The sequence below is a fragment of the Dysgonomonas hofstadii genome, assembly GCF_014196915.1.
Classification (GTDB): domain Bacteria; phylum Bacteroidota; class Bacteroidia; order Bacteroidales; family Dysgonomonadaceae; genus Dysgonomonas; species Dysgonomonas hofstadii.
This window is the reverse complement of record NZ_JACIEP010000008.1, coordinates 176173-192344: the sequence shown is the minus strand read 5'-3', so window position 1 is coordinate 192344 and position 16172 is coordinate 176173. Positions and strand designations below refer to the sequence as shown.

Sequence of the window (16172 nt, the reverse complement as noted above, 5' to 3'; positions counted from 1 at the left end):
ATGTTTAGTAAACTTGTAGCTATCGAACCGGTCAGCTTGGTTCCTTCGGCTGAAAAAGCCTTACATTCTTTTGCAAAAGAAATAGTACAGTATAATGATATACCCGCAGATGACAGTGATGTTGCCTCACGCATAGGAGATGCAGACGCAGTACTTTTGAGTTATACTTCCCGTATTAATAAAGAAGCGTTGGAAAAATGCCCGAATGTGAAATATATAGGTATGTGCTGCTCCTTATATTCTTCCGAAAGTGCCAATGTCGATATTCATTATGCTAACCAGAGAGGCATAACAGTAACCGGTATCCGCGACTATGGAGATGAAGGTGTAGTGGAATATGTGGTGAGTGAATTGGTTCGCTGTCTGCATGGATTCGGACAGGAACCGTGGGATGGAATGCCACGTGAAATTACCGGATTGAAGGCCGGAGTTGTAGGACTAGGTAAATCAGGAGGGATGATCGCCGATGCCATGAAATTTTTTGGCGCTGAGGTTGCTTATTTTTCACGAAGCGAGAAGCCGGAAGCCAAAGCAAAAGGATACCATTTTCTGCCGTTAGACGAATTGCTTAAGCAAAGCGAGGTTGTATTCTGTTGTCTTAATAAAAATACAGTTCTGATACATGAAGCTGAATTCAACATGATGGGCAACCGGAAAATATTGTTTAATACCGGGCTATCTCCTGCATGGGATGAACCTGCTTTTATCCGGTGGATAGAAAGGGATAATCTTTGTTTCTGCGATACTCTTGGAGCTTTGGGTGGGAAGCATTTGCTCAACCATCCGCATGTACGTTGTATGCAGGTATCTACCGGGCGTACCCGTCAGGCGTTTGACCGTCTGAGCGAAAAGGTATTGGCTAATTTGACAGAGTATTTAAAAGACAATAGGTGATACTATATTTTGCAGGGTACTTACTACCGACCACCCTGCTATTTCGGGTGTGGCACTATACACATCTATTACGGCATGTACCTGGTCGTTCTTTATTTCCACACGCTGGGTATCCCCGATAAATCCGGGTGTAGCCATCATTTCTACATGCATTTTTTCGGGACCTACGGATGCTAGCGATGCTGCCACGGAAACATTAAGACCGGTAGGAAATATGGCGATAGCTTCACGTGCTGTTCCCGAGAATACAATTTTCGACTCTGTTTCCAGAGATGGGTCATACACCGGAGACCGTCTTAGCCGCTGACTGCCTTTTTCATTAAAAAATCTTGTCCGGGCATTTCCCATAAGGGCAGCCGTGCGTAGCACATCAAATCCTCCGGTAGCACCCGAAGCGATGTAAACACGTGAACCATTTTCTTTTGCAACTTTCTTCACCTCTTCATAAAAAGCTGTATCGGCGAATGCACCAATAGAAAGGGTTACGATCGATGTCCCGTTTTTGAGAGCGGGGATAGCGAGTTCCTTCATGGCGGCAGGAGATGCTGTTTCTACCAGATAATCAGGTTTCAGTGCAAGGAGTTCATCCAGACTTGTGCAGGCTGTACATTTTCTTCCACTTTGTTTCATCATAGACACTATGTACTCCGCTTTGGCTGAAGTACGTGAATAAACGCCAACCAAATCGTATTCAGGTAATATGTTCTGAGCGACTGCATTCGCAACTATTTCGGCGAGATGCCCGCATCCGACAATCACTAATTTTTTCATATCAGGCAAAGATACCCTTTAAATCGGGACTTTGCAATGTATTATCTTTTTTCAGGGTATTTATCTATAGGATAAACAATGAGTAAATGTGATAATATGCCGATGTGCCATTAATGAATGATCTTTGAAAGAATAAAAAACTTGTCAGGTTTGTCAGGTTTTAACTAAAAAGCCAATAGCTATTAGCTAATAGCCAACAGCTAAAAATCTGTCAGATTTGTCAGGTTTTTTGTTAACTGATCACTGTTGACTGTTAACCGAATGAAGTGTCAGGTTTTGGTTGAAAAAGATGCAAAAGTGTAACTTTTGTAACTTTTTTAAAACACAGAGTAAAAAGAGTAACAGGAGTCCTTTGTTGACTGCTATCATTGGCACATTGGCATATTTACTAATTAGCACATTGAACAGAGCGTAGCAAAGTGTCAGGTTTGTCAACTTTTTAAATATTGGCTTATACCGGTTTTTTATGCTAAAGTCTTAAAATTATGAATGCAAACTTACATTTCCGTTTTTCTTTGTATTTTTGCCGTTTCAATGGCTTGAGATAAGCTATTGAAAATATTACTTATTAAAATAAATATTTCTATGAACAACGAAAAAGGACTGGACTTTAAATCCACGACTGCAACCGAAGAGAAAAAACTGTTCATTGAAACCTATGGTTGCCAGATGAATGTGGCAGACAGTGAGGTTGTTGCATCTGTGATGCAAATGGATGGTTATACAATGACAGACCGCATGGAAGATGCGGATGCTGTATTTGTGAATACATGCTCTATTCGCGATAATGCCGAGCAAAGAGTAATACAAAGGCTTGATTATATCAATGCTATAAAGCGGAAGAAGAAGCCCAATATGATAATCGGGGTATTAGGGTGTATGGCCGAGAGAGCCAAAGAAGAATTAATTGAAAAACATCATGCCGATGTAGTCGTTGGCCCCGATGCTTATCTGGATTTGCCCAATCTGGTAGGTGCCGCCGAAAATGGTGAAAAGGCAATCAATGTACATTTATCAAAAACAGAGACTTATAAGGATGTTATTCCGTTACGTATAGGAGGAAATCACATTTCGGGTTATATCTCCATTATGAGGGGGTGCGATAAAGTTTGTTCATATTGTATTGTTCCTTATACAAGAGGCCGCGAGCGTAGCCGTATACCTCAGAGTATTGTGAATGAACTGGAAAATCTCAGAGACAAGGGTTTTAAGGAGGTTACATTGTTAGGGCAAAATGTAAATTCTTATAAATATACAGAAGAAGACGGAACAATTGTTGACTTTCCTGCGTTATTAGAAATAGTCGCACAAGTTGCACCTAAAATGCGTATACGTTTTACAACATCATATCCTACCGATATGACGGATGAAACACTGGAGGTAATTGCGAAATACGATAACCTTTGCAAATTCATTCATCTGCCGGTGCAGTCGGGTAGTAGCCATATGCTGAATGTGATGAAACGTAAATATGACAGAGAATGGTATCTGGACCGTATAGACGCTATAAAGCGTATTATTCCGGGTTGTGGTATCTCGACCGATATAATGTGCGGATTTCATTCCGAAACCGAGGATGACCATCTGGAAACATTGTCATTAATGCGCGAAGTATGTTTCGATTCCGCTTTTATGTTCAAGTATTCGGAACGTCCTGGTACGTTTGCAGCAAAGAAACTAGAGGATGATATTCCTGAAGATCTTAAAATCCGGCGTTTACAGGAAATTATTGATTTGCAGAATGAATGTTCTCTTGAAAGTAATAAAAGAGATATTGGTAAAATATTTGAAGTATTGGTAGAAGGGTTCTCAAAACGGTCAAAAGAGCAGTTGTTCGGGCGTACTTCGCAGAATAAAGTTGTTATCTTTAATAAGGCTGATCATCGTATTGGAGATCTGGTAACAGTCCGTATTACAGGTAATACATCAGCGACCTTATTTGGAGAAGCTCTTTGATATACAGGGGTAAACATTATTTTTTACTATAAGAATTTCCCATATTCTCGAAAAGTAACTATATTAGATGTTCCTTTTGAGATAGAAGGAAAATTCGGGTGAGAGTATAATATAAGAATTAATTAAAATTGTAAAGATTATGAATAAAACTGGCTCTAATTTATTGTTTTTGGCCATAGGTGCTGCTTTAGGTGCAGCTGTGGGCTATATTGCTGCTTCAGATAAGAAAGAAGAATGGCTAAAAGACATAAACAGTCTTGTTGATAAAGTAAAAGGAAACGTAAAGACAGCAACACAAAAAGGAAAGAATAAGTTTGATGAATTAAAGAACGATGTCGAATAATCCGGAAGATAAGAATTTGAATACCTTGCTGGATGATATCAAGCAGGAGCTATTAAGCTATATCAACAGGCGTCTCAAGCTTTTAAAGCTCGAGTCTTATGAGAAGTTGAGCAAATCGGCTTCATACATGGGGTATGGCTTAATAGTTCTTGTTACTCTGTCTTTTATTATATTTTTTGTCCTGATGGGTATGGCATTCCTGGTTGGAGAACTTCTGGGTAGTCTGGCTAAAGGGTTTGGTGTGATGGCTTTATTCTCTCTTCTGATTCTTACAATTGTATTTCTTCTGAGAAAACCAATAATGAAAGCTATTCTGTATAAGTCTATTAACTTTTTTAGAAAGGTAGAATCGGATGAAGAATAAGTTAAGCCCACTAGACGAACTCCGTCAGGAAAAGGAAATAGTGAAGCAGGAATGTGCTGAAAGCGAAGCCAGATTGGTTGAACAATGGTCTTATCTGTCTGATAACGCAGTGTCTCTTTTATTTAATAGTGCTGTGAATGGTATTATCGGCAAACTAGGCTTCTCTAATCGTATAGGTCAGTCGAAAGGGAAGGATGAGGACGATGAGTCTCAGCAGCATTCATCACTAGGTATATTCCACAATGTGGTTAATGGTTTAACAGCTTATTACCCTCTTATTTGGGAAATAGTGCAGCCTTTGTTGTGGCGCTATGCCGTGAAGAAGATAAAGTCTCTCTTTTCTGGCAAAAAGAAGAAAAGGAAAGATGATGATGATTAAAGATATAATAGGAATAGGTCTAAAGCTTATTCCTTTTTTGTAAGGACTGGTGAGCATGTATTGGGATTCGAATATAGAGGATATCCGTTTTAAGATGAACGAGTATGGACAGACTGGCAGACCTTTCCTTTTCGGAGTCAATTTTGAACTGACTGAAGGCTTTTTCTTAGATAATCCATTAAGCCAGTCCGAGATTTTCTACAGTATGAATGGTCTGGGTAATGATCATCTCCTATCTTGTATGTCGGAATATAATGGTATCCTGTTTAATTGTGAACCGATCAACTATAACGACTACAAGGAAAAGTTTGATATAGTCCATAGTGGACTATGCCAGGGCTATTCATATCTCACCAATCTGACCATTAAAACTCCGGTGTCATTCAATCTAAGCCTGGAAGATATATTCATCAGGAGTAATGCTCCCTATAGATTGTTATGTCCTGATCAGTTCGTATGCTTCTCCCCAGAGCGTTTCGTTAAGATATCCGGGAGAAGAATATCTACTAATCCAATGAAAGGAACCATTGATGCTTCTATTCCCAATGCAGAGCAGGTTATCCTGAACGACTTTAAAGAAACAGCCGAACATAATACAATTGTAGATCTGTTGCGCAATGATCTGAGTATAGTTGCCGATCATGTGCAGGTGGAAAGCTTCAGATATATTGACCGGATCAAGACCAATAAATCGGAGATTCTTCAGGTGAGTTCCGAGATAGCAGGTCGGTTAAGAGAAGACAACTATCGGAATTATGGCGATATAATCCTCAGTATGTTACCCGCCGGTTCGGTTTCCGGCGCACCCAAAGAGGCTACCATATCTATAATAAAAGAAGCGGAGAAAGCGCCCCGGGGCTATTATACAGGAGTATTCGGCTACTTTGACGGACGAGAGTTTGACAGTGCTGTACTGATCCGGTATATCGAAAGAGTAGGGGATAAGTACTTCTTCCGAAGCGGGGGAGGTATAACGGCCTATAGCGATTCTCAGAGCGAATATGATGAAGTCATAAAGAAAATATACCTGCCAATACTATGAACAAACCTTATTTCATAGAGACTATAAAAGTTGTAGACGGAAGGTTTCTTAATCTGACGTATCATATGGACCGGATGAACCGCACTATGATCTCATTCTTCAATACCACTATGTTTGTTGAATTATGGATAGGTGATGTTCCCGAAGAATTACGTACCGGAGTAGTCAAATGCCGCATAACCTATTCTCATTGTTCAGTGAATGTAGAATATGAAAGGTATCATATGCGGAAGGTCAATAGCTTGAAGTTGACAGAAGATAACTCTATCGACTACTCCTTTAAATATGCCGATCGTAGTTCACTCATCCATTTGCTAGAGCAAAAAGGAGACTGTGATGATATACTGATCGTAAAGGATGGTTTTATTACAGATACTTCATATACTAATATTGTGTTAAAGAACTCTTCGGGTTTATACACGCCCTCTACCTGTCTGTTAGCCGGAACAAAACGGCAACTTTTGATTGACCGGGGATTTATAAAAGAGAAAGATATACACCTTGCTGATTTACAACGCTATGATCAAATATACCTTATCAATGCCATGATAGATATAGAGGACAATGTAAGTATTCCGGTAAATTGCTTATTTTGAAGCCCTGATAACTGTCTGTATCCGCTGTTCTGTAGAATCAGTACTAATAGCCGTAACCTCTCCGGTACAGTTCGTAAAATAAACATAATTACCCCTATCGTAGAAACGATAAACTTTACATCCGTCATGTTCGAATAAATAATCCACTTTATAAGTGTCATTATTCTGCGGAACCTGTTTTGCTACTGGCCTGCCTGTATAGCAGGCTGTCATCATGATCCCGATCAACACAAGTATAGATAAACGTGTCTTCATTATATACGGCTTTTTATGTTAAAAAATCAAGTATTCTCTTGAGTTTTCCTTTTCCCTGCAAAAATATCATATCGTCTGAATTCACAGGCTAAAGAACCATTGACCAATTGTATCTTTTTAGCAGGTTTCAATCCTATCTTGTCGAAGCACTCTTTCTTATAACTGAGTATCCAGGCTGAGTATCCCATAAACACATGCTTCAGACGTTCTCCTATATTTTCGTATAATCCTGTTAGATCTTCGGGCTTTATTCGTTCTCCGTAGGGTGGATTAGTTACCAATATCCCTTTTTCGGAGGGAGCTTCGGTATATTTTTCGAAAGGCATAACCTTCAGGTCTATATGTTTTTCAACTCCGGCACTTTTTATATTCTTTGCAGCTATGGATATAGCTTCGGTTGAAATATCCGAACCATATATTTTGTGTTCAAATACCCGTTCACCGCTATCGTCGTTATAAATGGTTTCAAACAATTCTGCATTGAAATTCTTCCACTTTTCGAAAGCGAAGTTTTGTCTGTATATTCCCGGAGGAACATTCATGGCTATCATGGCGGCTTCTATCAGAAGAGTTCCCGAACCACACATCGGATCAATGAAATCCGATTCGCCACGCCAGCCTGTTTTCAGTATCATACCGGCGGCAAGCACTTCATTCAGCGGAGCTTCGGTTTGTTCTACACGGTAACCCCGTTTGTGCAGAGATTCCCCCGAACTGTCGAATGAAAGGGTGCATTTATCATGAGCTATATGGAAATTGATCAGCAGATCGGGATTCTTTACATCTACAGAAGGGCGCTTGCCGCATTTTTGCATAAAATAGTCCGCTATAGCGTCTTTTACTCTGTAGGCTACAAATTTGGAATGAGTGAATATCTCAGAAAATGTAATGGCATCTATGGCAAAGGTACTGTCTTCAGTCAGGTGCTCATACCAGTTCATCGCCTTTATTTTCTTGTATATTTCGTCGGCATTCTTTGCTTTGAACTGATACACGGGGCGTAATATCCTCAGAGCTGTCCGGCAATGAATATTCGCTCTGTAGAGCAGTGCCAGGTCTCCGTCGAATGATACCATACGTGTACCTAACTCAAGATTATTGGCACCCAGGGCGATTAGTTCCTCGGCCAGAACATCTTCCAGTCCCGCCATGGTTTTGGCTATCATTGTAAACTCGTGTCTGCTCATATTTTTATTAAAGATAGTTGCTTATATTTCAATTGTTTTTTATTAAAAACCTGACAGGAATCAATTAGTAAATTCGCCAATATGCCGATGTGCCAATGATAGCAGTCAACAAAGGACTCCTGTTACTCTTTTTACTCTGTGTTTTAAAAAAGTTACAAAAGTTACACTTTTGCATCTTTTTCAACCAAAACCTGACACTCCTGACAGATTTTTCAGCAAAGACGCAATGCCGTGGAAATTTGGTTTTTACTTTTATTTCATTGGCACATTAAAATACTATAGATAAAGTTCCGGTATTCTTATAACGTCACTTTTTTCGAACGCCCTTTCGATTCGTTATGGAATGCGTCTACAGCTGTTACCACATACTTATATTCCCTGTTGCCTCCTTCATAAGGCAGAATGTATTGTTTCTCCCGGGTTATGCCGACGATGGCCTGCGCATTATCAAGGTTCTCTTTTTCTCCTTTTGCAAATCGATATATAACATAATATTTCGCTGTTTCGGGATCGTATTTTTCCGAATTACTATTCCAGCTTAATGTATGGGTCGTAGTGGTATAAGCTTCTTGCAGGTTATCAACTTTTTTAGGGCTTTTCTTGTGCATATGGGTGTAAGCAGGAATCAACGCCGGATACCGATGATAATTCGACCTCAAACTGTTTGCTATTCCTTTATAGTTATCCAGAAGTTCATAGGCCGGCCAGAAACAATTGCCGTGAACAGTTGTGAAACTACGAGACAAGATCATCTTTTCCGATAACTGGTTAGCACCCGATGGCTGGGTTATAGCGTCCATAGTCCTTTTCACATCCTGGCCTATGTAAAGATGCTCTTTGTAATTGTTCTCTGCCCACCATTCGATCAATGTCTTATAGTCGGCCGATTTATGTCCTAGCTCCCAGTATATCTGCGGCATATTGTAGTCTATCCAGCCATTTTTTACCCATAACTTAACATCAGCATACAAGTCGTCATAATTCTGAAGTCCCGAAGTCTCGCTTCCCGATCCGTCGGGTGTATTTCTTTTGTTCCGGTAGATACCAAACGGACTGATACCAAAGCGTACCCAAGGCTTATTGTTTAGTAGGGTATATTTTACTTCCTGAATTAGCAGGTTTACATTGTTTCTTCTCCAGTCTGCCAATTGGTTCTCTTTGAATCCCTGCGACCTCGCGTAAGTATTAAAGCTGTTTTGGTCAGGAAAACGTTCTCCTGCAACCGGATAAGGGTAGAAATAATCATCCATGTGAATAGCATCTACATCATATCTCATAACTATATCCTTCACTACATTGCAGATAAATGTTCTGTTCTCAGGAATACCCGGATCAAAATAAACTTTACCTCCGTATGTGACAAACCGTTCGGGATGACGGCGATAAATATGATTCTCGGCAAAAACATCATTATCGCTGGCCGATACGCGGTATGGATTCAGCCATGCATGAATTTCCATATTCCGTTTATGACACTCTTCCACAAGGAAAGCCAGCGGGTCGAATCCTCCTTCTGGTGCAACTCCCTGCCGTCCGGTCAGGAATGCGCTCCAAGGTTCATAATTGGATTTATAGAACGCATCGGCATAAGGGCGTGCCTGAAATATAACGGCGTTAATGCCATCGGCTTGCAGTTCGTCCAATGCATTTATAAAATATGATTGTAGTTGCTGTACTGTCATTGTTTTATACCGGGTTTGCCATGCGGTGCTAAGCCATGCTCCCCGGAATTCTCTTTTAGGATGGGCAATATCTGCAAATTTTACTCTTTGTTGTTGCGATCCGCAAGACGATAATAGCAGTAACAATGTTGTTATTGCCAGGAGAGATAGTTTGTTTTTATTCATCAGTGTAACAAAATTTAATAAGCATTTACAAAAATAGGAATAATAACGGGAATGTCTTTTATTTAAATGTTTACTTTTGTCAATATAAACAGGAAACAGTGTGAAAAAGTTATTGTTTTTATTTTTTGTTTTATTTTCAGCTTATGGCTGCGTTACAGCCCAAAGTCCTGTTAAATTGGGAGTGATTACCGATACCCATTATCTGTCTGAACAATTGATGGATGATAGTAAAGCTGTAGAGGACTATATACGGGCAAGCGGGAAAAATATAAAAGCGACTCCTGCTGTTTTGAATAAAGTCTTAAACGATTATTTAAACAGTGATATCGGCATATTGCTGGTCTGTGGCGACATAACTAAAGATGGGGAAAAACAGAGTCATCTCGATTTTGTGAAGAAGCTGAAACCATTACAGGATAACGGCATACGTGTATTTGTAATTCCCGGGAATCACGATGTGAATATGCCGAATAGCTTTAAATATATTGGAGATGAGAAACTACCTGTCGCTAATATTTCATCCGGTGAATTTGAGGAAATATATGCTGATTGTGGCTATAATAATGCCATAAAAAGAGATACGGTGTCATTAAGCTATGTGGGTGAATTAAATGAAAAAACATGGCTGTTAGCCATAGACGCCGCCCGATATAAGGAATATAAAACGGCAAGCATTTCGGCAGGAAAAATATCTCCGGCTACAGAAACCTGGATTCTGGATGTTTTTAAAGAGGCAAAATCAAAAGATATTCAGGTCATCGGAATGATGCACTGGGGACTGACAGAGCACATTATGTATCAGGATACATTCTTTAAGGACTATCTGGTAGATGATTGGAAGCGACTTGCTAATCTTTTTGCTGATAATGGCATGAAAGTGATCTTCACAGGGCATTTTCACTCTAATGATATCTCCTTGTTCACTTCAGATAAAGGGAATATAATATATGACGTGGAAACGGGAACTCTGTCATCCTATCCTTTTGCCTATCGTTTTGTAGATTTATATCCCGATAGAATAAATATCAGGACGAAAAATATAACCGAAGTATCGGGTTATCCCGGTCTGGCAGCAGAAGATAAAACACGGATGCAGGTGTTGGCAAAAGGCATGGCTGTGCAAAAGCTAAGAGGCCTCGGCTTCTCTTTGCCAGCGGATGTAACCAATCAGATGGCAGATATCCTTAGCCAGATATTTGTCCTGCATCTTTATGGTGATGAGAAACCGGATGAAGCGTTAATGACCTCTCTTAAGGCATTTTCGTCACTGTTGGATAGTTCGGAAGATATGGACGAAATGAATTTTGATTTTCCTCCTGCTGATAATAATGTTGAAATAGTATTTGAGTAGTATGTTACAATTATCATTATATCCCGAATTAATAGAGGCCGGTTGTGACGAAGCGGGAAGAGGATGTCTTGCGGGGCCTGTTTTTGCTGCTGCTGTGATTTTGCCAAAGGGTTTTGCATGTGAAGAACTGAACGATTCCAAACAGTTGAAAGATAAGGAACGCTATGCGTTGCGTCCCCTGATAGAAGAACAGGCTGTGGCGTGGGCTGTAGGTATAGTCGATCATAAAGAGATTGATAAGATCAATATTCTGAATGCGTCTTTTCTTGCTATGCAACGGGCTGTTGCTTCGCTGGAGGTCAAGCCTCAGCATCTGTTGATAGATGGAAACCGTTTCTGCGGCTATTCCGGCATTCCGCATACCTGTGTAGTGAAAGGGGATGGGAAGCTATTGCCTATTGCTGCGGCATCGGTACTGGCAAAAACATACAGGGACGATTATATGAAAAAACTGCATGAAGAATACCCTATTTACGGATGGAGTAAGAATATGGGCTATCCTACAAAGGTGCACAGACAGGCAATAGCGGAACATGGTGTTACTCCATATCACCGGTTAACATTCAATCTGACAGAAAAGCAACTTAAACTGGATTTTTAGGCAGTATCTTAATTTGCGAATTTATTCTCGAAGTCTTTTGCTAACTCATCAAGGAAGAAGAGAGTACTTTTTCTTGTATTAATTCTGAATTCCTGTACCTCGTCTGTTATTTCTAAAGCCTTATCTGTAATGAAATCTTCGCCACGGATAACTCTGGGCAATAATTTATTGTTTCTTGAATTCTCGTATAGATAAGATATTTCCGTTATTTCCAATACACACTTACTTTGGAATATAAACCCGTTGACGCGGTACCGCATGATCATTTTTTCCCTCACTCCTTTCGAGTTGGCAGGTAAAAGCAGTTCGATTCTCGATTTAGCGATAAATTCCTGATTGTTGGAGTCATGTCGTACACTTGATATAAAAGGATCTTTTCCGTAATTAACAATAGCCCATTCTTTCAGGAGCTTGTAATTCTCTTCCGGAGATAAGCCTTGTTTTACTGGTATTTCTTTCAAAAAGGTTACTTTACCTTCGATCAAAGGAACACTGGTAAACTTTTCTCCTTGTTTCACTACCTGGGCAAAAGATGCGGACGAAAGTAGACTGGCAACTAGGTAAATTAGGACTTTTTTCATAGTCTGGATCATTTGTGTTACACAAACGTAAATAAAAATTATGAATTATGAGTGTTTTAATTTATAATTCATAACTTGTAATTCATAATTTATTCCGGTTGTGTTGCTATCAGATAGTTCATCAGTGTATTCGAATACATTTCCAGCATTTTCTCCCATGCAAAATCATGATCGATATAATCAAGGTCTATCTTTGCTATTTGCGTGTTCAGATAGTTTTTGAAATCTTCGACTTGTACAGATGTGTATTTATCGCCGAATCTGTTCTCATTGTGCAGCAGATCGTGGGCAATATAATTGCAAGGGTAGATCTCGTAATTGGAATGTATTTCCTTGTCTATGATTTTAGCGGCCAGTTCGGGTTGCAGGCGCTTGTCAGGTGTTGTAATCTTATCGAGTTCAGGATTTATACATTTGCCGAAGCGGAAGACTACATTTCCTTTATTTCCCAATATGCCGATCTCCATATTCAGCAGATCGTCCCGTTGACTTTTCTTGAAATCCGGATCGTCCCGTTTTTGCTGAAACTCTTTAGCTTTCAGGTAATCGGTAGGATCATATTCGTATGATATGGAAAGAGGTATGAGGTTTAGTTCTTTCAGACTTTCCAGAAATGATTTATCGTCGGGATAGAGGGCAAGCATTTTCAGGAGGCTGTCCTGTGTCTTGTCATCAGAGTTTTTCGCACGGCCTTCCCGTTGGGCTACCCAAACGGATTCTTTTTTTGTAGTAATGGCGTAGTGGATATATTCGGACAGGTGTTTGGATGATGTTAATCTTTCTTTAATGGACAATCCCCTGCGTACAATGAAACTTTTGTTCAGGCGTACCAGCTTATCTATCCACGAATGGATCAGTAAGTTATCGCCTATTGCTATTTCGGTGGTTCTCAATCCTTCTTTATGTCTCAGGATATTGAATAATCCTGCATCGAGAACAATATCACGATGGTTCGATAGAAATAAATGCTCTACTGATGTATCTATATTCTCCCATTTATCCCCCCGGAAGCTGGTCGAAACACGAGCACCAAGCATGCTGACTACGGGGTAGATCATTTTGGCCTGAAATTCTTCTTTTGTTTTATATTTCAGCATTTCTGCCGAAAATTCGTCCCAGTCTACATTCGGGATAATGTAACCCACTGCATGTTGAAAGCCAGGGTCAGCAAGCATATCCTTTATAGATTGTTCTACTTCATGGTCGTATAAAGGAGCTATATCATCAAATTTACTATCCATAGTATAATATCTTCAAATCCTGTTAAACTCGTTTTCAATTATTTCCGTCAGTACCTCGGTGATGTTTAGTCCGGCAGCCGCTATTTGCTGAGGGATGAAGCTTGTTGCTGTCATGCCCGGTGTTGTATTTACTTCCAGCAGGTAAGGCTTGTCACCATTAATGATAAAATCAGCTCTGATGATTCCCTTGGCGTTTACCAGATCATAAACATTGCGGGTTAGCTGTTGTATCTTATCGGCCATTTCGTCCGGAATACGCGCCGGAGTGATCTCATCCACCTGACCTTCGTACTTAGCGTCGTAATCAAAGAACTCATTGTCTGTAACTACTTCTGTGATCGGAAAAACTACTTCTTTTCCTTTTATCTTGTAACAGCCGCATGTTACTTCTGTTCCACTGATAAAGCTTTCTATGATCACATCGGATGTTTCACCAAATGCTGCTTCTATCGCACTTTGTAACTGGTCCATCGACTTTACTTTTGTTGTCGCAAAGCTCGATCCTCCTGTATTTGGCTTTACAAACATCGGAAAACCTAATCTGGCAGCAATAGTTTTGGCATCATATTCAGTTTCCCTATTCAAATATAAGGAATCTGCCACTTGTATGCCAAAGTTTTTGAGGAAATTGTTGCAAACAAATTTATTCATGGTCAGAGCGGATGTCATCATGCTGCAAGTAGAGTGCGGAATATTCAGCATTTCGAGATATCCCTGCAAATGGCCGTCTTCGCCCGGAGTGCCGTGTATGATGATGAATGCGAAATCAAATTTTATTTTTGTCTTATCTTGCGGATTGATAAAACTGAAATCATTCTTATCGACAGGATATTCTGTTCCATCCATATTTATAGTCCAGCTATCCTTTGTTATTTTTACTTTGTATACATTATATTTTCCCTTATCAAGGAAAGAATATACCCCGACCAAGCTTTTTCCCGAAACAATAATTTCAGAGGTATATCCGCCCCATACTACGGCAATATTTTTTTTCATAATATCTTCAGTAAAAGAAAGCATTTAACAATACATTAACCTTAAATTTCCCTGTTCGAAATATATCCCCTCCATTTGTCCAACAGCATACTTATATCTTCGGGCAAAGGTGCTTCAAACATCAGTTCTTCGCCTGTACGAGGTTGCACAAAACCTAGTGTCTGTGCATGTAAGGCCTGCCGTGGACAAATGTTGAAGCAATTCTGTACAAATTGTTTATATTTTGCGAAATGAGTACCCTTCAGTACCTCATTTCCGCCATAACGTGCGTCGTTGAACAATGTGTGGCCTATATATTTCATATGAACCCTGATCTGGTGGGTTCGGCCTGTTTCCAATCTGCACTGCACCAACGTAACATAACCTAGCCTTTCCAATACCTTGTAGTGTGTGACAGCCGGTTTTCCGTAATCTCCTTCGGGGAAAACAGTCATCAGCATCCGGTCTTTCAGGCTTCGCCCGATATTGCCTTCTATGCGTCCTTCATCCTGCTCTACCGATCCCCACACTAAAGCTATATATTGGCGCTTCGTTGTTTTATTAAAAAATTGTTCCGACAGATGTGCTTTGGCATAAGCATTTTTTGCCGCAACTATTAGTCCCGATGTGTCTTTATCTATCCTGTGGACAACTCCCAGACGTGGATCTTTTGCGTCATATTCGGGAGTGTCTTTCAGCCTGTATGCTATAGCATTCACCATAGTCCCCTGATAATTACCGAATCCCGGATGGACTACCAGTCCCGGTGGCTTGTTTATCACCATCACATCTTCGTCTTCGTAGACAACATCCAAAGGTATATTTTCGGGTATTATTTCCAGTTCGCGTGGTGGGCGGTTCATTACCACCGATATGGTATCTAGTGGCTTTATCTTATAATTTGATTTGACGGGCTTGTCGTTTACTAAAATACAATCGGCCTCGGCAGCCTGTTGTATCCGGTTTCGTGATACGCCGACAATATGCATGGAAAGATATTTGTCGATACGCATCTGCCCCTGCCCCTTATCTACTAAAAAGCGGTAATGTTCGTATAGTCCGGAGCCTTGATCTTCTACAAGTTCTTCTTCGGATATATTATCAAATTCTTCAAACGGATTGTGCGCCATTAATCAAAGAATGAATCTTCTACTTTAACATCGAAATTTTCTATGCTGTCTTCAAGCGATTCCCCGCCTGCTCCGACAACCATTTTTAGGGTGGCTCCTTTGGGTACTTTCTGGTTAGGCCTCAATTCTTGTCCTTTATATGATACGGATATAACAATACCTGCATATGGAGAGGCTACTTCTTCCACCATAATTCTCTCAAATCCTAATGAATTGAGTTGGGCCTCGGCCTGACGTCTTGAAAAATCTTTTAGTTCGGGAACCGGAACCATTTGTACACCTTTGGCTTGGACGATCAGATAGACAGTGCGTCCTTCTTTTACTTTCGATTCTCCTTTCGGTATTTGTTCGAGAACCGCCCCAGGCGTGCCTCCTGTTTGAAATATGGAGTCACTGATCTCATAATCGAGGCCTGCAGAAGCGAGTATGCTGCCGGCTTCTTCCATCTGCAGTCCTTTTACAGAGGGTACAGTTGACGATTTGTCGTGTTTTGTATATATATTCAGGGCAAATAATACGACAGCCACCAATGCCACAAAGACAATGACCATTATCAATATATTCTTTACATAGATATTGCTAAGCAGTCTGATGACAATATTTTTTTTCTTTTCGTCCTTCATACGGATATTTTCCTATGTAATTAAGCTACAAAAGTA

Annotated in this window: 17 protein-coding genes and 1 pseudogene; 9 read left to right on the top strand and 9 right to left on the bottom strand. The window is 40.1% G+C overall.

Going from position 1 to position 16172, the window contains the following annotated elements; genetic code table 11:
- Nucleotides 1–894 carry an NAD(P)-dependent oxidoreductase gene (locus GGR21_RS12675; RefSeq protein WP_183307595.1) on the top strand — a complete coding sequence of 298 codons (894 nt, stop codon included), beginning with the start codon at nucleotides 1–3 and terminating at the stop codon, nucleotides 892–894.
- Here GGR21_RS12675 and GGR21_RS12670 read toward each other — a convergent pair.
- Nucleotides 877–1665 carry an aspartate dehydrogenase domain-containing protein gene (locus GGR21_RS12670; RefSeq protein WP_183307594.1) on the bottom strand — a complete coding sequence of 263 codons (789 nt, stop codon included), beginning with the start codon at nucleotides 1663–1665 and terminating at the stop codon, nucleotides 877–879. The genes GGR21_RS12675 and GGR21_RS12670 overlap by 18 nt on opposite strands.
- A 585-nt stretch (nucleotides 1666–2250) precedes the next feature.
- Here GGR21_RS12670 and miaB point away from each other — a divergent pair.
- From miaB to GGR21_RS12640, 6 genes are all read left to right on the top strand, one after another.
- Nucleotides 2251–3621, top strand: coding sequence for a tRNA (N6-isopentenyl adenosine(37)-C2)-methylthiotransferase MiaB (gene miaB, locus GGR21_RS12665; protein ID WP_183307593.1), 1371 nt, complete (start codon nucleotides 2251–2253; stop codon nucleotides 3619–3621).
- 139 nt (nucleotides 3622–3760) lie between these two features.
- Nucleotides 3761–3964 carry a YtxH domain-containing protein gene (locus GGR21_RS12660; RefSeq protein ID WP_183307592.1) on the top strand — a complete coding sequence of 68 codons (204 nt, stop codon included), beginning with the start codon at nucleotides 3761–3763 and terminating at the stop codon, nucleotides 3962–3964.
- The gene (locus tag GGR21_RS12655) at nucleotides 3954–4328 is read left to right on the top strand and encodes a phage holin family protein (RefSeq protein WP_183307591.1); all 375 of its coding nucleotides are present in this window, start codon (nucleotides 3954–3956) and stop codon (nucleotides 4326–4328) included. The genes GGR21_RS12660 and GGR21_RS12655 overlap by 11 nt, the downstream gene beginning before the upstream one ends.
- Nucleotides 4318–4707: a hypothetical protein gene (locus GGR21_RS12650; protein WP_183307590.1), complete on the top strand. Its 390-nt coding sequence runs from the start codon at nucleotides 4318–4320 to the stop codon at nucleotides 4705–4707. The genes GGR21_RS12655 and GGR21_RS12650 overlap by 11 nt, the downstream gene beginning before the upstream one ends.
- Before the next feature lie 55 nt (nucleotides 4708–4762).
- Nucleotides 4763–5749, top strand: a complete 987-nt coding sequence (locus tag GGR21_RS12645; RefSeq protein WP_183307589.1) for an aminodeoxychorismate synthase component I — start codon at nucleotides 4763–4765, stop codon at nucleotides 5747–5749.
- A complete protein-coding gene (locus GGR21_RS12640) occupies nucleotides 5746–6345 on the top strand; it encodes an aminotransferase class IV (protein WP_183307588.1) in 600 nt (199 codons plus the stop codon). Before GGR21_RS12645 ends, GGR21_RS12640 begins: the two co-directional genes overlap by 4 nt.
- Here the strand turns inward: GGR21_RS12640 and GGR21_RS12635 are convergent.
- The 3 genes and pseudogenes from GGR21_RS12635 to GGR21_RS12625 all read right to left on the bottom strand — a co-directional run bounded on the left by GGR21_RS12635 (nucleotide 6337) and on the right by GGR21_RS12625 (nucleotide 9634).
- Nucleotides 6337–6600, bottom strand: a complete 264-nt coding sequence (locus GGR21_RS12635) for a DUF4884 domain-containing protein (protein ID WP_183307587.1) — start codon at nucleotides 6598–6600, stop codon at nucleotides 6337–6339. The two genes, GGR21_RS12640 and GGR21_RS12635, sit on opposite strands and share 9 nt — an antisense overlap.
- A 44-nt stretch (nucleotides 6601–6644) precedes the next feature.
- Nucleotides 6645–7766: pseudogene (locus GGR21_RS12630) on the bottom strand (THUMP domain-containing class I SAM-dependent RNA methyltransferase); the annotation flags it as partial.
- Between the two features lie 320 nt (nucleotides 7767–8086).
- Complete coding sequence (locus GGR21_RS12625) at nucleotides 8087–9634, bottom strand: glycoside hydrolase family 10 protein (protein WP_183307586.1); 1548 nt, start codon at nucleotides 9632–9634, stop codon at nucleotides 8087–8089.
- A gap of 100 nt (nucleotides 9635–9734) precedes the next feature.
- Here GGR21_RS12625 and GGR21_RS12620 point away from each other — a divergent pair, with 100 nt between their 5' ends.
- Both GGR21_RS12620 and GGR21_RS12615 read left to right on the top strand, forming a co-directional pair.
- Nucleotides 9735–10985: a metallophosphoesterase family protein gene (locus tag GGR21_RS12620; protein WP_317169885.1), complete on the top strand. Its 1251-nt coding sequence runs from the start codon at nucleotides 9735–9737 to the stop codon at nucleotides 10983–10985.
- Between the two features lies 1 nt (nucleotide 10986).
- Nucleotides 10987–11586 carry a ribonuclease HII gene (locus GGR21_RS12615; protein WP_183307585.1) on the top strand — a complete coding sequence of 200 codons (600 nt, stop codon included), beginning with the start codon at nucleotides 10987–10989 and terminating at the stop codon, nucleotides 11584–11586.
- 8 nt (nucleotides 11587–11594) lie between these two features.
- Here GGR21_RS12615 and GGR21_RS12610 read toward each other — a convergent pair whose 3' ends face one another.
- The 5 genes from GGR21_RS12610 to GGR21_RS12590 form a co-directional block, all read right to left on the bottom strand.
- Complete coding sequence (locus tag GGR21_RS12610) at nucleotides 11595–12167, bottom strand: hypothetical protein (RefSeq protein WP_246348065.1); 573 nt, start codon at nucleotides 12165–12167, stop codon at nucleotides 11595–11597.
- 89 nt (nucleotides 12168–12256) lie between these two features.
- Nucleotides 12257–13408, bottom strand: a complete 1152-nt coding sequence (locus GGR21_RS12605; RefSeq protein ID WP_183307583.1) for a hypothetical protein — start codon at nucleotides 13406–13408, stop codon at nucleotides 12257–12259.
- A gap of 12 nt (nucleotides 13409–13420) precedes the next feature.
- On the bottom strand, nucleotides 13421–14404 hold the full coding sequence (locus GGR21_RS12600; RefSeq protein WP_183307582.1) for a D-alanine--D-alanine ligase: 984 nt from the start codon (nucleotides 14402–14404) through the stop codon (nucleotides 13421–13423).
- A 41-nt stretch (nucleotides 14405–14445) separates the two neighbouring features.
- Nucleotides 14446–15513, bottom strand: a complete 1068-nt coding sequence (locus tag GGR21_RS12595; protein ID WP_183307581.1) for an RluA family pseudouridine synthase — start codon at nucleotides 15511–15513, stop codon at nucleotides 14446–14448.
- Nucleotides 15513–16136 (bottom strand): PASTA domain-containing protein, encoded by a 624-nt coding sequence (locus tag GGR21_RS12590; protein ID WP_183307580.1) that lies wholly within the window; start codon nucleotides 16134–16136, stop codon nucleotides 15513–15515. Before GGR21_RS12590 ends, GGR21_RS12595 begins: the two co-directional genes overlap by 1 nt.
- Nucleotides 16137–16172 lie beyond the last annotated feature (36 nt).